We start from the raw sequence: 19,303 nt of genomic DNA on the forward strand, positions 1-19,303 counted from the left end.
TATTATAGTCCGCATTTCAGCTGAGCGCCGCAGTTTGTACAAGTATTGCAGCCACCCATATCTTTTACCGTCCCTTTACGGCAGACTGGACACGTATTCCCAACTTCAGAACCAATGGACACGTCTGTTGAACGTACGTCCTGAATCGTATCAAGTAACACGATCGGCTTTTTCGATGTAGGAATGTCTTGTTGTTCCTGTTCGTCCTCGTCATCAAAGCTGTTTTCTTCTGCCTTAAGGGTAAGAACTTGTGAATCACGGCTTCCGTCAACGTAGACGGTTCCACCTTTTGCTCCACCCTTATAGAGTCGCTCATACACTTTTTCAACTTGATCAACCGTATAACCACGAGGGGCATTAACCGTTTTCGAAATAGAGCTGTCGATCCAATTCTGAATGACACATTGGACATCGGCATGTGCTTGTGGCGCCAAGCTCATGGAAGAAACAAACCATTCTGGAAGATTGTCAGTATCTGCATCCGGATTTCTCTTCAAGTAATCCTCTACAATATCCGCTTTCACTTCAATGAACTTACCAAGACGACCGCTTCTGTAGTACGTGAAGGAGAAGTAAGGTTCAAGCCCGGTAGATACTCCAACCATCGTACCTGTTGAACCTGTAGGAGCAACAGTTAACAGATGGGAATTCCGGATTCCATACTGTTCAATGTCTGTTCGGACATCCTTAGGCATCTTCTTCATAAAGCCCGTTTCCACAAATGCTTTTCGTAAAGCTTTCGTTTCTTCATCGGTGCTTCCAGTCAGGAATGGAAAGCTTCCTTTTTCCTTCGATAATTCAACAGAAGCACGATAAGCGGTTGTGGCGATGACTTCAAATACTTCATCCACAAGCTGATTGCCTTCTTCAGAACCGTATTCTTTCTCACAGTAGATCAACAAATCTGCAAGACCCATTACACCAAGGCCAACACGTCGCTCACCAAGGGCCTGCTTTTTGTTTTCATCCAGGAAGTAAGGAGTCGCGTCGATGACGTTGTCCTGCATGCGAACACCCACTTCAACGGTACGCTTCAATTTTTCAAAATCAACGGTTTTCGTCTCTTTATTGGCAAACTGAGCAAGGTTGACGGCTGCCAGGTTACACACGGAATATGGAGCAAGAGGCTGTTCACCGCATGGGTTCGTAGCAACTACCTTTTGACCGTATGCTTTCGCATTCGTCATGTCATTCGCGTTATCAATAAAGAAGATTCCAGGCTCTGCAGAATAGGTTGCACATACATTGATAAGATTCCAAAGTTCTTTCGCCTTGATCTTACGGTAAGTACGCACTTTGTAGCCGAGCTTTTCCCACTCACGGACATCCCCTACGTTGTGCCATTCTTCATTATAGTATTTCATCTGCTCTTCATTATAGCTTTCTACATCAGGGAAGCGCAGTTCGTATTCACGATCGTTTTCCACGGCTTCCATAAAGTCGCTTGTCAGGCAAACCGAGATATTCGCTCCTGTCAGGAATTCTGAATTATGGACGCTGTATGTTCCGCCTGTACGGAGCTTTTCTTCTGCATTCTTAAGGATTTTCGCATCAAATCCACCGTATCCAGGGATTTGTCTATAATTTAGGATTCCTTGATACATCGCTTCCTCTTGTTCAGCCAGAGGGGTGAATTTCAACTTATCCTGTGCTGCTTTTTTAATCGTTTCATCTTCTGTATTTTCAAGAAGATATCGCAGAATACGCGGGTTTTGCATTTTAGAAATGATGAATTCGATAATATCGGGATGCCAATCTGAAAGCATGATCATTTGTGCCCCACGTCTTGATCCGCCCTGCTCAACCAAATGAGTCAATTTAGCGATGTCATCCAGCCAGGAAACCGAACCGGAGGATTTACCGTTCACACCTTTAGCCAGAGTATTTCGTGGGCGAAGAGTCGATCCGTTCGTTCCGACACCCCCGCCTCGGCTCATGATCTCCATCACCTGCTTGCGATGTTCTGAAATCCCTTCTCGGGAATCCTGTACGAAAGGCATCACGTAACAGTTGAAGTACGTTACGTCTGTTCCGGCACCCGCTCCATAAAGCACCCGGCCAGCAGGAACAAAATGCAGGTTCACTAATTCATGATAGAATTTTTCAAACCAAACTTGTCTCTTTTCAGGAGTTTTTTCCACTTCTGCCAAGCCTGTTGCGTTACGCTTCGCAATTTGTTCGTAGTAGACTTCGAGAGGTTTTTCAATGACATCAAGTGTTCTTGAGACGACACCCGTTTCCATTTCTTCAGGTTTGTCGATGGCACTTCTGTACTCTTCTTCGATCCAAACATCTGCTTTCTTCGTCTCCCAGTCGATGCTTGTGATATACCCTAATCCTCTTGCAGGGAATTTAGGATCTTCTTTGATGGTGAGGACCACGAAATCACCTTCTGAAAGAGTGATCTTTTCCGTGTCTTTGAAAGAATAGCGATCAATCATGACAAGACGGGATACACCCTTATGTGTAGTTTTCATATCCGGGGTTATGGGATGTACTTGAGGAAACAATCCAATATCCTGATTTAATCTTTCGATGTTTAATTTCATTGTGTTTTTAGACGCAACAGTCATAAAGACAACTCCTTCTATCTCAAATCTTTCATTTGTTTGTTGTTAACTTTGATGTGTTATATCAAATAATACGATATCATAGCTCAATTGGAAAAGCAATAAATAAACACAACATATAGTGTGTAAAAAATTATTCGACACACCACATATTGTGTTTCAGGTCAATAGGTCATTTGTTTGTCAAACGGATAATATGCCAATAAAAATAGAAAACAGAAGGATTTAATAGATAATCATATAATACTCCGACCATTTCTATTAATTTAGAACTTGATATAAATCCAAGTCGCGTAATAGTTGGTAAAACAGGAAAAAAGCGACAAGCATCGCTTTTTTTCTACAAAAAATTTTTTATCGTTTGAAATTCCAGTCATCTGATTCGTACCGGGTTTTGGCAAGGTCCACAACATATTGTGTTTCCTCTTCAGAAAGTTCATATGGCTCCAGGTGAATATTCAATCCTTCCTCAAAACCTTTTTTGAATGCTTCCTTCGCCATATCCATGGTGACCGTTTCCGAACTGATTTCGTTCATCGCGACAGCCTTGCTTTTAAATGCCCGCTGCATACGCTCTTTCACCCGGTCAGATGGATAGTGAAACAGGCTGAACAGCTTATCTTCGTCAAGATCCAATAGAATGGAACCGTGTTGAAGGATGACACCTTTTTGGCGCGTCTGGGCACTGCCCGCCACTTTTCTTCCTTCTACCACCAGTTCATACCAGCTCGGTGCATCAAAACAAACGGCTGAACGTGGATTCTTTAACCCTTCCCGCTCTTCTGCTGTTTTAGGAACGGCAAAATAGGCTTCGAGTCCAAGTCCTTGAAATCCTTTTAAGATCCCTTCCGAAATCACCCGGTATGCTTCTGTAACGGTTTTAGGCATTTCCGGGTGCTCTTCAGAAACAATGACGCTGTACGTCAATTCATGTTCATGCAGAACCCCTCTGCCTCCCGTCGGTCTTCTGACAAAGCCAAGACTGTGCTCTTTCACTGCATCAAGATTGATTTCCTTTTCTACCTTTTGGAAATAACCGATCGAGAGCGTCGCGGGATCCCAGCCATAAAACCTGATCGTGGGAGGAATCTTTCCCTCGCTATGCCAATCCAGTAGCGCCTCATCAAGGGCCATATTATAAGAAGGGGAACAATTCCCTGAGTCAATGAATCTCCATGTTTCTTTTTTCATGCATCATACCTCATTTGCGTCTTCTCTTTGATATTATGTTATGTAAAAAACCAACTTCAATTAAGTCCGTTACTAGTCTATCAAATCCAAAAGAAAAAACAAAGAAAAACAGATTGGAAAGTGTTTGCTGTAAAATAATAAATTTGTTTTGATTCTCGGGGCTTTCATGAATATAATAGAAGTTAGCGCATTTGTAGAAAGGAGCATGAATGATGGAAGGATTATATATTCTTTTAGTCGTACTTGGTGGAATCATTGTTTATTCACTCTTTACGTTCTTCTATCAAAAGAGGATTGTGAATACATTGACTGAAGAAGAATTTCGAGCAGGATATCGTAAAGCTCAGTTGATAGATGTTCGTGAAGCGAATGAATTTGATAACGGTCACGTACTTGGCGCACGAAATATCCCCCTCTCTCAAATTAAAATGAGACAAAAGGAAATCCGTGCCGATCAACCCGTTTACCTTTATTGCCAAAGCGGACTCCGCAGCGGACGAGCAGCTCAAATGCTTCACCGCAAAGGGTACCGGGATCTTCACCAATTGCAGGGCGGCTTTAAAAAGTGGACAGGCAAAGTAAAACATAAAAAATAATGTGAAAGGATTGCCTTTGGGGCGATCCTTTTTTTTGATCGTTGTAAGTAGTAGGTTGGATTGGAGTGATGGTTCTAGTGGTATTGGTATTGTGCATAATTTGATCAATAAATGGAATTATGTGGAACACGGCTGGATTTTTGCTCATTTCGGCTGGATTATCGGCCAAATCGGCTGGATTCCTGCTCATTTCGGCTGGATTATCGGCCAAATCGGCTGGATTATCGACCAAACCGGCTGGATTATCTATCACTTCCGCTGTATTACCGAGGATTACCGATCATCACGACTGGATTCCGCACCTATTCTGCTCAGTGATCGACTAAATCTGCTTGTTTACTTGTCTTTCTACCGTAATGAATTCATTAAACGGTCGAATCCCCTCTTTTACCTCCTGAACTTCACAAAATAATACCACAATCACCTCCACCCCACTTCCTTTACAATGAAGGTCCGTCCCTCAACAAAAATCCCCGCAGCGAATTACTGCGGGGATTTCCAATTTTATTTCTTTAGCTTTCTTTTGTATAACGCAGTACCGGTTTTCTTGCTGCGAGTGTTTCGTCCATACGTTTGACGATGGTTGTGTGCGGTGCTTCCTGGACGATTTCCGGCGTCTCTTCTGCTTCTTTGGCAATCTGTATCATGGCATCAATGAAGGAATCAAGGGTTTCTTTCGATTCTGTTTCCGTCGGTTCGATCATCATGCACTCTTCCACGTTTAGTGGGAAGTAGATGGTTGGCGGATGATATCCGAAGTCGAGTAGTCGCTTCGCAATATCCAATGTTCGGACACCAAGCTTCTTCTGGCGTTTTCCGCTGATCACGAATTCATGCTTACAATGACGATCGAATGGAAGGTCAAAGTGAGGCGCCAGGCGGCGCATCATGTAATTGGCATTCAGGACGGCATTTTCCGTCACGGCTCTCAGTCCGTCCGGCCCCATCGTTCTGATGTACGTATACGCACGAACGTTGATTCCAAAGTTTCCATAGTAAGGTTTTACACGGCCAATGGAATCAGGACGGTTGTAATCGAATTCGAACTTTTCACCATTTTTTACCAGTATCGGTTTTGGAAGGTATTTAATCAGGTCTTCCTTCACTCCCACAGGACCGCTCCCTGGACCACCGCCTCCGTGAGGGCCAGTAAAGGTCTTATGAAGATTTAAATGCACGACATCAAATCCCATATCCCCTGGTCTGGCTTTTGATAATACGGCATTTAAATTGGCACCATCATAATACAACTTACCGCCTGCTTCATGAATGATTGCAGCCATTTCCAGAATGTTTTCTTCAAATAATCCAAGGGTGTTCGGGTTGGTCAGCATCAAGGCTGCTGTATCATTTCCAACTACTCGCTTCAGATCCTCTAAATCAACTAAACCGTTTTCGTTTGATTTCACCGTTACCGTTTCGAAACCTGCTACAGTCGCACTGGCAGGGTTCGTTCCATGAGCTGAATCCGGTACGATGACCTTCGTACGATGAGTGTCTCCATTTGCTTCATGGTAAGCACGGATCATCATAAGACCCGTCCACTCTCCGTGAGCACCGGCAGCAGGTTGAAGGGTCACTTCATCCATGCCTGTGATCTCTTTCAAATGCTCCTGAAGATCATACATCAGTTCAAGGGCACCTTGAACGCTTTCTGCTTCCTGGAGAGGATTGATATGAGCGAATCCATTCAAGCGTGCCACGTTTTCATTCACCTTCGGATTGTACTTCATCGTACAAGACCCTAATGGATAGAAACCGGAATCCACACCATGATTACGTTTTGATAATGCCGTATAATGACGCATGATATCCAGTTCAGAAACCTCTGGAAGATGCGGTTCTTCCGTACGGATATAATCAGATGGAATGAGATCTGACAGTTCTACCTGTGGTACATCCATCTCAGGTAAGCTATAGCCGACACGGCCTTCTTTAGATAATTCAAAAATAAGAGGTTGATCTTGCTTATTCATGACAATCCCCCAATTCTGCTACGAATGCGTCGATTTCTTCTTTGCTGCGAAGTTCAGTAACAGCGATCAGCATGTGCTGTGATAAGCTGTCATCCATTAATCCTAAATCATAACCGCCAATCATTTCTTTACCCAGGAGCTTTTGATTGATTTCTTTGACCGGCCTATTTACCTTTACGACAAACTCATTGAATGATGGTCCTTCAAATGCAATGGAGAATCCTTTTGCTTTAAAGGCTTCTTTTGCATAATGTGCTTTTTGGATATTTTGAAGTGCCATCTCTTTGACGCCCTGTTTTCCAAGTGCTGTCATGGCTACAGATGCAGCGAGTGCATTTAATGCCTGGTTTGAACAAATATTCGACGTTGCTTTATCTCGACGGATATGCTGCTCACGTGCTTGAAGAGTAAGAACAAATCCTCTGATTCCATCTTCATCAACGGTTTGACCAACAAGACGGCCCGGAACTTTACGCATAAGCTTTTTGTTCACAGCGAAGTATCCACAGTGCGGTCCACCGAATGCACTTGGGATACCGAATGGCTGTGCATCACCAATGACGATATCGGCTCCTAATTGTCCAGGAGGAGTAAGCGCCCCTAATGCAAGCGGGTTTGAAGAAACAACGAACATTGCTTTTTCAGCGTGCGCCACTTCTTCGATTGCTTTTAGTTCTTCTACCCGGCCGAAGAAGTTAGGATATTGAACGACTACCGCTGCAATTTCATTACTCATTAATTTCTTAAGTTCTTCAACATCCGTAACACCATTATCGTGCGGAATTTCCACCACTTCTATATACTGACCTTTTGCATAAGATCGTAAAACATCACGTGACTCGGGATGCACGGTACTTGAAACCAGTACCTTTTTCCGACGGGTCTGCCCTGCACTCAGCATAGCTGCTTCTGCAAGAGCCGTTCCTCCATCGTACATGGAAGAGTTGGCTACATCCATGCCGGTCAGCTCACAAATCATCGTTTGGAATTCAAAAATGGCTTGAAGTTCTCCTTGAGAGATTTCCGGTTGATAAGGTGTATATGCTGTATAAAATTCAGAGCGTGATAATACATGATCCACGATGATCGGCATGTAGTGGTCATATACTCCTGCCCCTAAAAAGGATGTATGACTTCTTAAGTCAGCATTCTTCGCTGCCATTTTGGTCAATTCTTTTACCAATTCCGTTTCTGACTTCGCTTCTTTGATTTTGTAATCCCCTTTGAAACGGACCTTCTCAGGAATATCTTCAAATAGATCGTTAACGCTGTCTACTCCTATGCTGTCTAACATTTCCCTTTGATCCTGCTCTGTCATCGGTAAATAACGATGCTTCATGACCGTCATTCCTCCCCTATTTCTTTGGTCTTTTATAGAATGGTGTCGCTACTACTTTCGCTTTTAACTTTTTCCCTCTGATCTCAACCAGTACTTCTGTATCTAAAGAAGTAAACTCTTTATGGAGTAATGCTAATCCTACATTTTTCTTTAATGTCGGCGATTGCGTACCGGTTGTGACTTCCCCTATCTCTTCTTCACCGGCATACACCTTATATCCATGACGGGGAATTCCGCGATCAATCATTTCAATCCCGACGATTTTTCTTGGAGCGCCTTCATCCTTTTGTTGTTTCAGCACTTCATGACCATTAAATGGAACCTCTTTATTAACTTTTACGGCGAATCCAATCCCTGCTTCGATCGGCGTGATCGATTGAGATAATTCTTGTCCGTAAAGGGCAAGATTCGCTTCAAAACGCAATGTATCACGAGAACCCAGTCCGCATGGAAGCACCCCATGTTCCTTTCCTGCATCCAGGATGGCTTTCCAGATTGCAGCCGCATCACCTGCATCACAGTAAATCTCAAATCCGTCTTCCCCTGTGTAACCGGTACGTGAAACAAGTGCATGTCTACCATCTATGTTCACTTCGGTCTGGAATTTAAAAAATCCGATATCACTTAGTGAATGTTCGTTTGTAAGCTTTTGTAAAACCTGTTCAGCAAGTGGACCTTGAAGGGCCAATTGCGCCATATGTTCAGAGATGTTGTTGATTTCAACTCCATCGACTTCATGCTCTTTCAGCCACTGAAAATCTTTATCTATATTTGCCGCATTAACAACGAGCAAATAATCATTATCTTTTATTTTATAAACTAATAAGTCATCGACCGTCCCACCGTTTTCGTAGCACATAGCCGTATACTGAGCTCCTCCATCTTTTACTTTGGAGACATCATTTGTCATCATTCTTTGTAAGTAGTCAAGAGCCCCTTCACCCTTCACTTCAATTTCTCCCATATGAGAAACGTCGAATAGTCCAGCCCGGGTTCGTACCGCTTCATGTTCTTCTTTAATACTTGAGAATTGCACTGGTAAAGCCCAGCCACCGAAGTCGATGGTCTTTCCTCCATACTCTTTGTACACTTCGTATAAAGGTGTTTGTTTTAACTCTGACATGACTTTTCCCCCTTTATCTTCCTTACATGCATAATCCTTAACCAAGTTTTATCCCATGAAAAAAGGACAGAAAAACCCCTTTTCATAAAGAAGTTTCTCTGTCCTTGCACCTGAAAGTTTACCGAAGAACGGCTTTCCCCTTTGGTGGTTCCCGGGTACCGGAAACACTCTCCAGAGTTGCGTCCAACAAGAGTCTTTTTGCCTGAGAGATTCACACTTAAATGTGCTTGCTCCTTCGGCGCTGTATGCACAGTCTCTCCCCTTGTTATCATTCGCCAATATTCCTTGAAACATTTGGTCATACTAGAAATATACAGAAGAAATGTTGTAAATGTGAATGTTCGGATTTTCGAGTTTTTTAAACATTAGAAAATCTATTTTTATCCTACCATTAAATACGAGGATTGAGCAATCATTTTTATTAGAATTAAGGAGATGTTTTTCAGATGAATGTTGAGGTTTTATTTGATGAAGAATGGGGCGAGGGTCTCGAGAATTTAATTGATAACGATGGCCCATGGGGAAATTGGGAGCTATATAAGCTGGCCATCGAATTTGAACATCATCTTGCAATTCCGAACTTTGAAGGCCTGCAAGCTCCAAAACATTTGGCAAATGTCACTCCGCTCCCCCATCAGTTGGAAGCAGCAAAGCAGGTTGTCGAAACGATGAACGGAAAAGCGATCCTTGCAGATGAGGTCGGATTAGGTAAAACCATTGAAGCCGGATTGATATTGAAAGAATACATGATTAGAGGATTAGTGAAGAAAGTATTAATATTGGTTCCTGCATCCCTGGTCTCTCAATGGTCCTATGAATTAAACAGTAAGTTTTTCATTCCGGCTGTTCCGCAACGAAAAAGTTACGTATGGGATCAGTGCGATATTGTCGTTTCATCCATGGATACGGCTAAGCGGAGCCCTCATCGGGAAAAGGTGTATGAACAGGATTATGATTTGGTGATTATCGATGAAGCTCACAAACTAAAAAATCATAAAACAAAAAACTATGAATTTGTCCAAAACCTAAAAAAGAAATTCTGCTTATTGCTGACAGCGACACCTATTCAAAATCGTGTCGAAGAGATTTTCCATCTGGTTTCTCTCCTTAAGCCGGGACATCTCGGAAATGAATCCGGTTTTTCTGAAAGATATAAAAAAGGGGATCGTACTCTTCAAGAGGATGAACATTTAAAAAGTCTCATTAACAAAGTGATGATCCGTAACAGACGCAGCGATACGGGTATAGAATGGACAAAACGGCACGTAAAGACTGTCTTAATCGATTTTAACGAGGCTGAAAGAGATTTATATAACAGCATCGATTTGCTCAGGGGGAACTATGATGACTGGGCTAATTCAAGCTCCTTCTCTCTATTAACGCTTCAAAGAGAAGCATGCAGCTCTCGTGAAGCAGTATTTTATACTCTCAAAAACATGCTTGAGAAGAAGGAGGCTCCGACGGCTGGTTTTGAGAATACAATTGGCACTCTTATGAAAAAAGTAGAAAACGTGACAATGAACTCCAAGGCTCAGAAAGCACTTGAAATCGTCCAATCGATCAATGACAAAGTGATTATATTTACAGAGTACCGGGCAACACAGCTCTATCTGCAATGGTTCTTAAAACAACATGGAATAAGCTCCGTACCGTTCCGAGGTGGATTTAAACGGGGGAAAAAGGATTGGATGCGTGAACTCTTTCAAAAGCATGCACAGGTGTTAATTGCTACTGAGGCCGGAGGGGAAGGAATCAACCTCCAATTCTGCCATCACGTGATCAACTTTGACCTGCCATGGAATCCTATGAGGTTAGAGCAGCGAATCGGTCGTGTCCACCGTCTCGGACAGACAGAGGATGTTCATATTTACAATTTTGCTACCAGAGACACGGTTGAAGAACATATATTGAAGCTTCTTTATGAAAAAATCAATCTATTTGAACGGGTGATCGGAGAATTGGATGAAATCCTGACCCGCCTGGATTTCCGCGACTTCGAAGAGCATGTAACCGATATTCTTTCTTCATCCAGAACGGAAGGGGAAATGAAGATTAAAATGGAGAATTTAACGAGTATGATTCAATTTGCCGAACAATTAAAGGAGGAGAAATCAAATGCAGCAGCACGAAATTCATCGATTTCTTGAGAGATACTTCGTGGCTAATGGATGTGACCTGGTTGCGAACGGAGACGGTCATATGACCGTCCAGCTCACGATTGATTTGGATAAGGAGCTGATGAATCGTCCGTTCTACTGGCACTACCTTGAGAAAACGGGAGGTATTCCAAATCCAATGACATTATCACTTATAACGAATCCGGATAAAGCACCTGAAGACTTAAAAGGAGAACCTATTCACTTTGGTTCTCCGCGGTTACACCAAATCTTCCATTCAACACGAAATTTAGCAGGGTATATACGGTTATACGAAAACCGGCTCACACCGAGTGGTCAGCAAACCCCTCTTCATCCATGGCTTGGACTGAATATCAAAATTTCGTATCAATCCAACCGAAAGAAAGACAGCATTCGAAGCATGGGATTGAACCTGATCAATGGAGTCATTCAGGAAAACTTTCATTCGTCATTGATGTCCAGAAACCTGACACCTAAGATTCCTGATTTCTCGTTCACATTGACACCGATCATTAAACCGAAAAGCGGAGTGAACCGCATTCAAACGTTCCTGTATGAAGAAATCAAAAAGGAACCTGTTGAATGGGCTGAGCAGGCACGAAAGACGTGGGAGGAAGATTTACAATTATTGAATCACTTTTATGGAGATCAAGAGGAAAAGCCCGAATCCTATTTCATGGAACAACAAGCATTGAAAGAGCAGTATGAGCCCAAGATTTCCATTGATATCATCAATGGCGGGATTTTTTATTTACAGCATTCAAGTTAACCGGTAAACGGAGTGAGTGCATCACACACTTACTCCGTTTTACTCCATAAAAAAGACTGCCAAAAGGCAGCCGTTAACTATTTATTTTTCTTAAACATGATCATGAAAGCATATGGGATGATCCCGAACCAGCGAAATAGGAATGGTTCTCTCTCATTCTTCCGTTGCTTCTTTATACTTTTACGTTCATGAGGTGATTTTTCATAATGTTGGACAAATGTTTGTGTTATGAATTTAACATAATCATTCACTGACATAAAAGCACCACCTCCTGCTTTTATCAGTATGCCCGGCTATAGGTAATTTATTCAGCTTGCCCATTTAGATGAGGCAGTATTTCTTCAATGACCTCTTCTATGGTTTTATTGTCTGTATGAATCGTTATGGAGCTTCCACTCTCATACAGTGGGAAGCGGAGGTTGAATAAACCCGATAAACGTTCCTTGGAGTTATTTTGTACGAGTGGACGATTTTCATCGCCTTCTAAACGGGACCATAATGAAGCAAAAGGACAAGTCAGGTGGAATACAAAGTCCTGTTGTCGTAAGAACTCCCGGTTCTCTTCCCTTTCAATCACTCCGCCACCCGTAGTGATAATCGCTTGCTTGTTGGCTAACTCAAGGAGCACTTTGTTTTCCAGATCCCTGAAATGTTGTTCTCCCTGCTGATTAAAGATCTCTTTTATAGACTTTTTCTCTTTGTGTTCAATGTAACTGTCCATATCAATGACCGGTAGATTCAGTAGTTCCCCAAGATGTTTCCCGATCGTCGTTTTTCCTACCCCCATAAATCCAATAAAGAAAATCGGTTTCATATTCTACTCCCAACTTATTATGTGTTTTGTTTCCCTATTATACACAACCGTCGTTGGAAGAAAAAGCTTCTCATCCCGTTTGAATGTCACTTCCAATTGTATTTCATCCGGGTTGACCATTTCGCTGTGGGTCACGATTTCACCATAATTCCCTTTCAATTGTTTGGAAGTAAGCATCCCACTATCCATCTCCAACAGGATCGCATGGGACACACTCACGTCTCTTTCATAAATGTTTTTCATATTTGTTAAGTATAGATATTTACTAATAAAAAGATCCTTCGCAGCAAACCCTATCGATAAAACAATCATCAGAAGCAATAAAGTATAGGGCAAAATAAATCCCTTATTGTTAAGGCATTCCTTCTCCTTGTTCGGTTGAAAAGTAAAAGAATTCCCCCTCCACTTTTTCTCCACCAACAAACTCCAAATCCATATGCACTCCCTGAATAATGGAAGCAAAACTAAATGAATCAACTGACTGTAGTACGATTTCATGCCCTCGATTATTTACCCTCCTTCGAATGGAATGATTATACTTTTCATACGAAATGGATTCACCACTCACAAGAAAAGAGATCTTATCGTGAGTGATCACTACACTTTCCCCTTTCCATAATTCATTCCTAAGGCTTTCATTGAATAGATTCCATTCATAATAATGGGGAGGAACCATATCCTGTTTAATCGTAGAGAAACCCTTCAAGATGAGAGGGATGCATAGTGAAATCATGCAAAATACTGTAAAGCTTAACAGAGCCTCGATTAGTGTATATCCTTGGTTATTCAGCCTTTGAGATACAGACTTCATGGGGATCTGCACCTCTTTTATGATATTGGACACACGCTTCTTCATTGCCTCCCCCTTTCCAATCGAGTTCATATCTGACTCCTTTATACATTCTTGTATAATCCTCATACTCGTGACTGACGATTGCCTTCTCCACCCCTTCTTCAAGAAATTTCAAAGCCTCCACTTCATACTGAAGTCGTTGAAGTTGGGAAGCATAGTCAATGAGAAATGGAATAAATACGCCTGCAATCATAAGGATGCAACTGAAGGCAATAAGGGTTTCCGGAAGTGAGAAACCTTTAGTATTCTTGTACATAAAATCTCCCTTGCCCAATTTGAAACATGAGCTGAATCATGATATCCCCCATTTGAAAGTTCACTTTTCCAAATTGGTTTGTATTTCCATTCGGGTAGAATGTGATGTCTTCCAAGCTGTTGATTGATGTAATCTGAATGGAAGATGAAATTTCTCTTGAGACGATTGTTTGTCTAGTAGCAGTTTTCGCAACGTATTTATTTGTTAAGGGGTAAAAGGTCACGGTGATGGGAACCTGGTGTCTAATGCTGTAGCTTTGGATCTGATAGAGGTCTGATTGGAGCTGGGAAAGAAATAAGTCCTTTTCATTAACTTCTTTCATGGGAAGGATGGAAAAGCTGACCCAAGAAAGAAGGGTCGTGAAAATCAATAAGACGACAAGCATCTCAATAAGGGTATACCCTGCTTCCCCCATTTCTTTCTTCATTAATTAGAGGCTACCTTCCCTTCGGCATCAATGGTGATGGCACTACCGTCGGGGCAGGCTTTATAATCCTCATTTAAATACCCATCTGTGACGAGTGTATCTATGGTGACCGGAAGCGCATTCCCATCCATTTTGTAGGCCTCCACCTGGCCTTCCACCATGTGAACAAATGCTTCGCATCCTTTCGAGTTAATGGAATTGCTTTGGTTGGTGACGTTGGGTATTGTAATAAAAAGCAATACAGATATGACTAATAGAACAATCATCATTTCGATCAGGGTGAAGCCTTTTTGGTTTTTGAGCATGGTGTTCCTCCTTGGGTTTTGGGTATTTGTTTCTAATGTGACTATGGTGAACGAAGAAATTCATTTAATTTGCTGAAAGCAGGTATTGGCCATTTTCAGATATTTTTCTAAATACCCTGCATCATCTGAAATAACGGCATCATAATGGAGAAGTAAATCGCCATGATGAATAGACCTACAAAAGTGAAAATCATGGGCTGAATATATTTAAGCAGTGCATTGGTATTCTCCTCTAATTCTTGAAAGCATATCTCGCTATAAAGTCGCAGCTCTTCTGCTAATCGTCCATTGGATTGCCCGTGATGCACAACAAAGGGTAACTCTTTTTGAAAAAAAGGAAGCGAGGAGAAACATTCATGAAATGGTTTCCCTTCTTTTAATCCTTTGATCAAACTTTTTGAAATGAATTGTAGAGTTGGTCGGAAGGATTGACTTTCGATGATGAGAAGGGACTCTGTGATGGATACTCCGCTTGTGAGAAGGAAGCTTAGTTCCCTCGCAAAAAAGTGTGAATGACCAAGCCTTAAATAATTTGAAAGATAAGGAATTTTGCATAGGGTGACTGATATTTTAATAGGTGAAATTCTTTTTTTGAACAGGAAGAATAATATGGTGCAGATAATGAGTGATAGTAAAAAGCTACTGAAAATCATTGGGAAGCTTTCGATGAAGTGTATGAGGTAATTTAGATTCGCTGAAGGTTCATATCCAATAGAAGTATACAGAGACTGAAATCTTGGAAATAGCACTTTTCTTAGTAAGACCATCATTAAAATCGAGACGATGATAAGCATTAATGGATACTGAATGACTTGTTGTATTTTCTGCTGGTTTTTCCTTCTTTTTATAAGATATTTTCCCGCCTCTGATAAAGTGTGGCCCATTTGCCCATGATGCTCGGCGAAAAAAATCTGTGCACTGACGTGATTCGGGATATTCAGCTGTTTGGTGATGACGGAAGAGACGGACTCTCCTTTTTGCAAGGATCCAATCATTCTCTTTTTTAATTTGATCGTATTCTTTTCTTTAGGGAGCAAGAGAAAATCGATGGCTTCCGAAAAGCTATACCCCTTTTGGAGAAGGTCTCCAAGTCTTTTAAGAAACTTTCCCTGATCATCGCTTTTCTTCATGTACCCATTTCCTATATTCAAGTTCTGAAACAAATCCTAGTGCCACCCCCTTATTGATCAAAGTCTGGAGTGTATGATACTCATACTGGACCGACTCCCCCTTCGCCTCTTTTAATACTTCTTTCAAAGCACTTCCGGTTACAATTTCATATACAGATGCCATGTTCAGAGTTTTAACCCGATGGCACTTCCCACCACACTCTGCTTTGCAAACCGGACACACTAACCTTAGTAATCTCTGGGCTGAAACTGCCAGCAGCGTCTGTTCAATGTCATGCCACTCAACTCCTAATTCCATTAAACGATAGATCGCCCCTTTTGCATCTCTCGTATGCATCGTTGAAATGACCAAATGACCAGTTAAGCTCGCCCTTATTGCAATCTCCGCCGTTTCCCGATCGCGGATCTCCCCCACCATGATAATATCCGGGTCGTGTCGTAAAATCGCTTTCAAGCCGGTGGAATACGTTATCCCGGCTTTTTCATTCACTTGTATCTGTACCATATCTTCATGCATCTTTTCCACGGGATCTTCCAGTGTGATCACATTGCGGTTCAAGGCTGCCGAACAGTGGTGAACAAGGGAATACAAAGTCGTTGTTTTCCCACTGCCGGTCGGTCCTGTAAACAAAATCAGACCATGAGAATACATCAGTAGAGCGAGTAATTTTTTTGCAGAGGAAGGATATAGTGACATTTTTTCAATAGGTATTTGATATTTTTGAGGGAGTATTCGAATAACGAGACTTTCTTTTAAATGAGTGGTTGGTAAGGTAGATATTCTGAGAGATAGAGGTGTATTTCGAACGGTAAGACTGAAGGAGCCACTTTGCGGCTTTCGTTTTTCTCCAATGTCCATGGAAGCCATGAACTTTAAATGGGCTATCAATCGTTCTGCCTGATCCGGATCAATCGTCTGGAACGGTACTAATACCCCGAGCTTTCTAAACTGAATCAAGTAATCTTTCGTTCTGGGTATTACATGAACATCTGTCGCATCACTGCTGAATGCTTCTCCAATCATCACTTCCGATAGGGATTCTACTGAGTGAAATATACATAGGCACCACCTTTCTGTTTTCCTAACTTAAGATATACGACATTAATTTACAAAATCCTTCTTTTTCTTGAAATTTTTTCTTACCAAATACTTAGGGATAATTGAAATCATTTCTTCCATGCTCAAACCCCACACCAGTCATTCACACATTCACCCCTCGCCCATATACATAAAAAGAATAAATATCATAAAATCGAAAGTGGTGACGATATCCCATGAGTAAATACATGGATTACACCTCTGGTGAAGCACAATTCTCATTTGATGTTAATAAAAGTCCCTTATATAAAAAAGACAATCAAAATTTAATAAATATCTTAGGGGTAAATCAGTTGAATACATTGGATAACTCTTCCCTGCTTGATATCTATTTAAGTAAACATAATTTTGTGGAACCACACTACCATCAGAACGCAGCTGAACTGGTTTATTGTATTTCTGGTGGAGCTACCGTTTCCATGCTCAATCCATATACGAAACAAATTCTGAATTACCGTATTTCTCCAGGTCAGGTAACCAATGTCCCACAAGGCTGGTGGCATTATGAGGAAGCAACCCAAGATCAAACTCACCTTTTGGCCATTTTTAACGCCCCTACACCGGAAGTAGTACTGGGTTCAGATATCTTAAAGTTAACGCCATCAAGTGTCATGGCTTACAATTATTGTATGGATGAAGCCGAATGGATAAAAACGACTGAACAAGTGAAACCAAGTACTTACATTGGTCCGGCTTGCCTAGAACCTCAAAGGCATTCATCTGCACGACAGTCCCATTTCACCTATTCCCCATACCACTATCAATATCAGCCAAACCCTTATTTTTATCGTCAGTGCATTCCCAAAACCTTTTAGAAAACGGAAGGTAACTTATTAAAAAACAAATGAATAGAATTTCTAAATACAACCATACTATATTTTGTAAAGACGACACAATGGGCTATAGCCAAGCGGTAAGGCATCGCACTTTGACTGCGACATGCGTTGGTTCGAATCCAGCTAGCCCAGTATTAAAAGCGGAGGCGGCTTGTTCAGCCCCTACAAGCATCGAAAACGGCAGGCACTTTTCAAAAAGTGCCTGCCGTTTTCAATCCAACCTATTTTTCATTATGCATTCAGCTGCTTTTCTTCAACGGTCTGTTCTTGTTCGCAAGGCTTTGTAATCCCTCTGGATTGTATCCGACCACCAGCTTTTTACCGTCTGTTAACAAGGGTCTGCGGAGAAGTTTTGGCTCTTCAATAATTAATTTAATCACTTCTGATAGAGGTAAATCGTTCACATCTTTACCTAAGTCTTTGAAGGTTTGGCTTCTTGTAGCCAATATTTCATCGAGTCCATCGGTGGTCAGGGATAGTAGCTCCATTAGCTCTCTATGGGTAGGCGTCTCTCTGAATAGATGTCTTTCATCAAAATCAACGGAATGGGCAGTTAACCATTTTTTGGCTTTTCGGCAAGAGGTACAGCTTGGATAAGTAAAAAATGTCAGGTTATTCACTTTCATGACCTCCTTAAATTTAAGCTTGCATGTTCACGATATGTTAAACATATTGTACATTATTTGTATAACTTTTGTATAGTGATATCCCTTGGAAAATTGTGAACTTTTTATAAACAATGAATGAATCAAGCTATAATAGGCTTTTCATTCATATCCATTCTTTTTCTCGAGGCTTATAATAGAGTTATTAACCACAAAATTGAGGTGTTCCTTGAATGGATATGACACTGAAGGTTACAAGCGTACTTTCAGACCCGACCCGGTATTCCATTTACTTGTACATTAGTGAGAGAAAACATGAGCTTTCAGTTCAAGACATCGCCGAGAAATTTCATATTCACCCGAATGTTGCCCGTCTACACCTATCAAAGCTGGAAGAGATTCGAGTGTTGCAATCAGAATATGTAAAGACCGGCAAAGGCGGCAGGCCAGGCAAACGATATATTCCTTCTGAAGAAGTCGTGCAGTTATCCTTTCCTCCTCGTGACTTCCGTTTACTTAGCGATCTCACCATTGCCTCATTAGCTAAGCTGGGAGAAGAAGGGTTCAGGGTCTTGGTGGAGACAGGATATGAGTACGGTAAAAGCTTGGTGGACCACTACCTTGAAAGCCGTAACCTATCCTTAGTGGGGGTAACACAAGCTGAAAAGTTGCATGTTTTATCACAAATTGCCAAATCGATCGGCTTTACCTTAGATGAGTCAATCAGTGATGCGGATCACATCAGGTTCCACTATGATCATTGCCCTTTTAATGAAAATGCTCAGCTGGAACCCGTGTTCATTTGCGGTCTACACAACGCGTTATTAAAAGGTATGTTTGAAAATCTATACTCTGTGGAAGAATTTAAACAAGAAGAAAATATGATAAATGACTGTTCCACGTGTAGATATCACGTAATCGTCACAAACTAAAAGCAAACGGATATTTACTTTTATGGTAGTATTCATTTATAATATTGAATGATGGACTTAGGGTGCAAAGGAGGGTTACATATGGATCGTATGTTTAGAGTTCTTGGATTTTGGACTGGTATATTTGCTGTAATGTTCTATCTTGGTGATATGACCACGACATCATTAATCTTTTTAGGCCAAACAGGATTCTTCATTATGCTTAGCTATTTAAAACTGTCTGAACGTATGTATATTTACATTTTCGGTGCTTACTTAACAGTGTTCTTTGCTGGATTTACTTATTGGACGACCTTTATGATGACTCCGGGTGCAGGAGGACACTAAAAAAATTCCCTTTAGCT

At 41.5% G+C, this 19,303-nt stretch carries 22 protein-coding genes, 1 tRNA gene and 2 riboswitches; of the genes, 8 read left to right on the forward strand and 15 right to left on the reverse strand.

The annotated features are described in order from the left end of the window. Positions 1–2: 2 nt before the first annotated feature. Together ACIFOD_RS00445 and ACIFOD_RS00450 are read right to left on the reverse strand one after the other, a co-directional pair. The gene (locus tag ACIFOD_RS00445; RefSeq protein ID WP_430313096.1) at positions 3–2,573 is read right to left on the reverse strand and encodes a vitamin B12-dependent ribonucleotide reductase; all 2,571 of its coding nucleotides are present in this window, start codon (positions 2,571–2,573) and stop codon (positions 3–5) included. Between the two features lie 351 nt (positions 2,574–2,924). Further along, positions 2,925–3,761, reverse strand: a complete 837-nt coding sequence (locus tag ACIFOD_RS00450; protein ID WP_430313097.1) for a lipoate--protein ligase family protein — start codon at positions 3,759–3,761, stop codon at positions 2,925–2,927. A gap of 212 nt (positions 3,762–3,973) precedes the next feature. Between ACIFOD_RS00450 and ACIFOD_RS00455 the strand changes: the two genes are divergently transcribed. Beyond that, positions 3,974–4,357 (forward strand): rhodanese-like domain-containing protein, encoded by a 384-nt coding sequence (locus ACIFOD_RS00455; RefSeq protein ID WP_113970477.1) that lies wholly within the window; start codon positions 3,974–3,976, stop codon positions 4,355–4,357. Positions 4,358–4,448: 91 nt separating this feature from the next. Beyond that, positions 4,449–4,769: a hypothetical protein gene (locus tag ACIFOD_RS00460; protein WP_430313098.1), complete on the forward strand. Its 321-nt coding sequence runs from the start codon at positions 4,449–4,451 to the stop codon at positions 4,767–4,769. A gap of 100 nt (positions 4,770–4,869) precedes the next feature. Here the strand turns inward: ACIFOD_RS00460 and gcvPB are convergent, their stop codons facing one another. From gcvPB to gcvT, 3 genes are read right to left on the reverse strand one after another with little or no spacing between them, the layout of a single operon-like run. Then, on the reverse strand, positions 4,870–6,333 hold the full coding sequence (gcvPB, locus tag ACIFOD_RS00465; RefSeq protein ID WP_430313099.1) for an aminomethyl-transferring glycine dehydrogenase subunit GcvPB: 1,464 nt from the start codon (positions 6,331–6,333) through the stop codon (positions 4,870–4,872). Further along, complete coding sequence (gcvPA, locus tag ACIFOD_RS00470; RefSeq protein ID WP_430313100.1) at positions 6,326–7,672, reverse strand: aminomethyl-transferring glycine dehydrogenase subunit GcvPA; 1,347 nt, start codon at positions 7,670–7,672, stop codon at positions 6,326–6,328. Before gcvPA ends, gcvPB begins: the two co-directional genes overlap by 8 nt. 16 nt (positions 7,673–7,688) lie before the next feature. Next, positions 7,689–8,795, reverse strand: a complete 1,107-nt coding sequence (gcvT, locus tag ACIFOD_RS00475; protein ID WP_430313101.1) for a glycine cleavage system aminomethyltransferase GcvT — start codon at positions 8,793–8,795, stop codon at positions 7,689–7,691. Positions 8,796–8,891: 96 nt separating this feature from the next. Next, positions 8,892–8,972: riboswitch (glycine riboswitch) on the reverse strand. 3 nt (positions 8,973–8,975) lie between these two features. Further along, positions 8,976–9,067: riboswitch (glycine riboswitch) on the reverse strand. Between the two features lie 174 nt (positions 9,068–9,241). Between gcvT and ACIFOD_RS00480 the strand changes: the two genes are divergently transcribed. Together ACIFOD_RS00480 and ACIFOD_RS00485 are read left to right on the forward strand one after the other, a co-directional pair. Continuing rightward, positions 9,242–10,942, forward strand: coding sequence for a DEAD/DEAH box helicase (locus ACIFOD_RS00480; protein ID WP_430313102.1), 1,701 nt, complete (start codon positions 9,242–9,244; stop codon positions 10,940–10,942). Beyond that, complete coding sequence (locus tag ACIFOD_RS00485) at positions 10,911–11,702, forward strand: YqhG family protein (RefSeq protein WP_430313103.1); 792 nt, start codon at positions 10,911–10,913, stop codon at positions 11,700–11,702. Before ACIFOD_RS00480 ends, ACIFOD_RS00485 begins: the two co-directional genes overlap by 32 nt. 77 nt (positions 11,703–11,779) lie before the next feature. Here ACIFOD_RS00485 and ACIFOD_RS00490 read toward each other — a convergent pair whose 3' ends face one another. The 9 genes from ACIFOD_RS00490 to comGA form a co-directional block, all read right to left on the reverse strand. Next, positions 11,780–11,959 carry a YqzE family protein gene (locus tag ACIFOD_RS00490; protein WP_044340022.1) on the reverse strand — a complete coding sequence of 60 codons (180 nt, stop codon included), beginning with the start codon at positions 11,957–11,959 and terminating at the stop codon, positions 11,780–11,782. A 47-nt stretch (positions 11,960–12,006) separates the two neighbouring features. Next, positions 12,007–12,516, reverse strand: coding sequence for a shikimate kinase (locus ACIFOD_RS00495; protein WP_430313104.1), 510 nt, complete (start codon positions 12,514–12,516; stop codon positions 12,007–12,009). Positions 12,517–12,519: 3 nt separating this feature from the next. Next, positions 12,520–12,759 carry a hypothetical protein gene (locus ACIFOD_RS00500; protein WP_430313105.1) on the reverse strand — a complete coding sequence of 80 codons (240 nt, stop codon included), beginning with the start codon at positions 12,757–12,759 and terminating at the stop codon, positions 12,520–12,522. Positions 12,760–12,868: 109 nt separating this feature from the next. Beyond that, complete coding sequence (gene comGF, locus ACIFOD_RS00505; protein WP_430313106.1) at positions 12,869–13,372, reverse strand: competence type IV pilus minor pilin ComGF; 504 nt, start codon at positions 13,370–13,372, stop codon at positions 12,869–12,871. Beyond that, a complete protein-coding gene (locus ACIFOD_RS00510) occupies positions 13,299–13,625 on the reverse strand; it encodes a hypothetical protein (protein ID WP_430313107.1) in 327 nt (108 codons plus the stop codon). Before ACIFOD_RS00510 ends, comGF begins: the two co-directional genes overlap by 74 nt. Further along, positions 13,609–14,052 (reverse strand): competence type IV pilus minor pilin ComGD, encoded by a 444-nt coding sequence (gene comGD, locus ACIFOD_RS00515; RefSeq protein ID WP_430313108.1) that lies wholly within the window; start codon positions 14,050–14,052, stop codon positions 13,609–13,611. The genes ACIFOD_RS00510 and comGD overlap by 17 nt, the downstream gene beginning before the upstream one ends. Continuing rightward, on the reverse strand, positions 14,052–14,357 hold the full coding sequence (gene comGC / locus ACIFOD_RS00520) for a competence type IV pilus major pilin ComGC (RefSeq protein ID WP_113970487.1): 306 nt from the start codon (positions 14,355–14,357) through the stop codon (positions 14,052–14,054). Before comGC ends, comGD begins: the two co-directional genes overlap by 1 nt. 107 nt (positions 14,358–14,464) lie before the next feature. Then, positions 14,465–15,487, reverse strand: coding sequence for a competence type IV pilus assembly protein ComGB (gene comGB, locus ACIFOD_RS00525; RefSeq protein WP_430313109.1), 1,023 nt, complete (start codon positions 15,485–15,487; stop codon positions 14,465–14,467). Next, complete coding sequence (comGA, locus tag ACIFOD_RS00530) at positions 15,471–16,511, reverse strand: competence type IV pilus ATPase ComGA (RefSeq protein ID WP_430313110.1); 1,041 nt, start codon at positions 16,509–16,511, stop codon at positions 15,471–15,473. Before comGA ends, comGB begins: the two co-directional genes overlap by 17 nt. Before the next feature lie 251 nt (positions 16,512–16,762). Between comGA and ACIFOD_RS00535 the strand changes: the two genes are divergently transcribed. Both ACIFOD_RS00535 and ACIFOD_RS00540 read left to right on the forward strand, forming a co-directional pair. Beyond that, entirely contained in the window at positions 16,763–17,401 is a 639-nt protein-coding gene (locus tag ACIFOD_RS00535; protein ID WP_430313111.1) for a cupin domain-containing protein, read from the forward strand. Between the two features lie 81 nt (positions 17,402–17,482). Next, a tRNA-Gln gene (locus ACIFOD_RS00540) sits at positions 17,483–17,554 on the forward strand. Positions 17,555–17,661: 107 nt separating this feature from the next. On the opposite strand, the gene ACIFOD_RS00545 is transcribed toward ACIFOD_RS00540, so the two are convergent. Further along, a complete protein-coding gene (locus ACIFOD_RS00545) occupies positions 17,662–18,042 on the reverse strand; it encodes a Spx/MgsR family RNA polymerase-binding regulatory protein (RefSeq protein ID WP_397553401.1) in 381 nt (126 codons plus the stop codon). A gap of 218 nt (positions 18,043–18,260) precedes the next feature. On the opposite strand from ACIFOD_RS00545, the gene ACIFOD_RS00550 reads away from it, so the two are divergent. Both ACIFOD_RS00550 and ACIFOD_RS00555 read left to right on the forward strand, forming a co-directional pair. After that, the gene (locus ACIFOD_RS00550; RefSeq protein WP_430313112.1) at positions 18,261–18,959 is read left to right on the forward strand and encodes a helix-turn-helix transcriptional regulator; all 699 of its coding nucleotides are present in this window, start codon (positions 18,261–18,263) and stop codon (positions 18,957–18,959) included. A gap of 81 nt (positions 18,960–19,040) precedes the next feature. Further along, complete coding sequence (locus ACIFOD_RS00555; RefSeq protein WP_113970494.1) at positions 19,041–19,286, forward strand: DUF2626 domain-containing protein; 246 nt, start codon at positions 19,041–19,043, stop codon at positions 19,284–19,286. Positions 19,287–19,303: the final 17 nt, after the last annotated feature.

Origin of the sequence: Rossellomorea sp. NRS-1567, assembly GCF_050467885.1 — a bacterium.
GTDB lineage: Bacteria > Bacillota > Bacilli > Bacillales > Bacillaceae_B > Rossellomorea > Rossellomorea aquimaris_C.

Coding starts and splice junctions, on each gene's coding strand:
- ACIFOD_RS00445 (WP_430313096.1), bottom strand. CDS start 2,573: ATGACTGTTGCGTCTAAAAACACAATGAAATTAAACATCGAAAGATTA.
- ACIFOD_RS00450 (WP_430313097.1), bottom strand. CDS start 3,761: ATGAAAAAAGAAACATGGAGATTCATTGACTCAGGGAATTGTTCCCCT.
- ACIFOD_RS00455 (WP_113970477.1), top strand. CDS start 3,974: ATGGAAGGATTATATATTCTTTTAGTCGTACTTGGTGGAATCATTGTT.
- gcvPB (WP_430313099.1), bottom strand. CDS start 6,333: ATGAATAAGCAAGATCAACCTCTTATTTTTGAATTATCTAAAGAAGGC.
- gcvPA (WP_430313100.1), bottom strand. CDS start 7,672: ATGAAGCATCGTTATTTACCGATGACAGAGCAGGATCAAAGGGAAATG.
- gcvT (WP_430313101.1), bottom strand. CDS start 8,795: ATGTCAGAGTTAAAACAAACACCTTTATACGAAGTGTACAAAGAGTAT.
- ACIFOD_RS00480 (WP_430313102.1), top strand. CDS start 9,242: ATGAATGTTGAGGTTTTATTTGATGAAGAATGGGGCGAGGGTCTCGAG.
- ACIFOD_RS00485 (WP_430313103.1), top strand. CDS start 10,911: ATGCAGCAGCACGAAATTCATCGATTTCTTGAGAGATACTTCGTGGCT.
- ACIFOD_RS00490 (WP_044340022.1), bottom strand. CDS start 11,959: ATGTCAGTGAATGATTATGTTAAATTCATAACACAAACATTTGTCCAA.
- ACIFOD_RS00495 (WP_430313104.1), bottom strand. CDS start 12,516: ATGAAACCGATTTTCTTTATTGGATTTATGGGGGTAGGAAAAACGACG.
- ACIFOD_RS00500 (WP_430313105.1), bottom strand. CDS start 12,759: ATGAAAAACATTTATGAAAGAGACGTGAGTGTGTCCCATGCGATCCTG.
- comGF (WP_430313106.1), bottom strand. CDS start 13,372: ATGAAGAAGCGTGTGTCCAATATCATAAAAGAGGTGCAGATCCCCATG.
- ACIFOD_RS00510 (WP_430313107.1), bottom strand. CDS start 13,625: ATGTACAAGAATACTAAAGGTTTCTCACTTCCGGAAACCCTTATTGCC.
- comGD (WP_430313108.1), bottom strand. CDS start 14,052: ATGAAGAAAGAAATGGGGGAAGCAGGGTATACCCTTATTGAGATGCTT.
- comGC (WP_113970487.1), bottom strand. CDS start 14,357: ATGCTCAAAAACCAAAAAGGCTTCACCCTGATCGAAATGATGATTGTT.
- comGB (WP_430313109.1), bottom strand. CDS start 15,487: ATGAAGAAAAGCGATGATCAGGGAAAGTTTCTTAAAAGACTTGGAGAC.
- comGA (WP_430313110.1), bottom strand. CDS start 16,511: ATGATTGGAGAAGCATTCAGCAGTGATGCGACAGATGTTCATGTAATA.
- ACIFOD_RS00535 (WP_430313111.1), top strand. CDS start 16,763: ATGAGTAAATACATGGATTACACCTCTGGTGAAGCACAATTCTCATTT.
- ACIFOD_RS00550 (WP_430313112.1), top strand. CDS start 18,261: ATGGATATGACACTGAAGGTTACAAGCGTACTTTCAGACCCGACCCGG.
- ACIFOD_RS00555 (WP_113970494.1), top strand. CDS start 19,041: ATGGATCGTATGTTTAGAGTTCTTGGATTTTGGACTGGTATATTTGCT.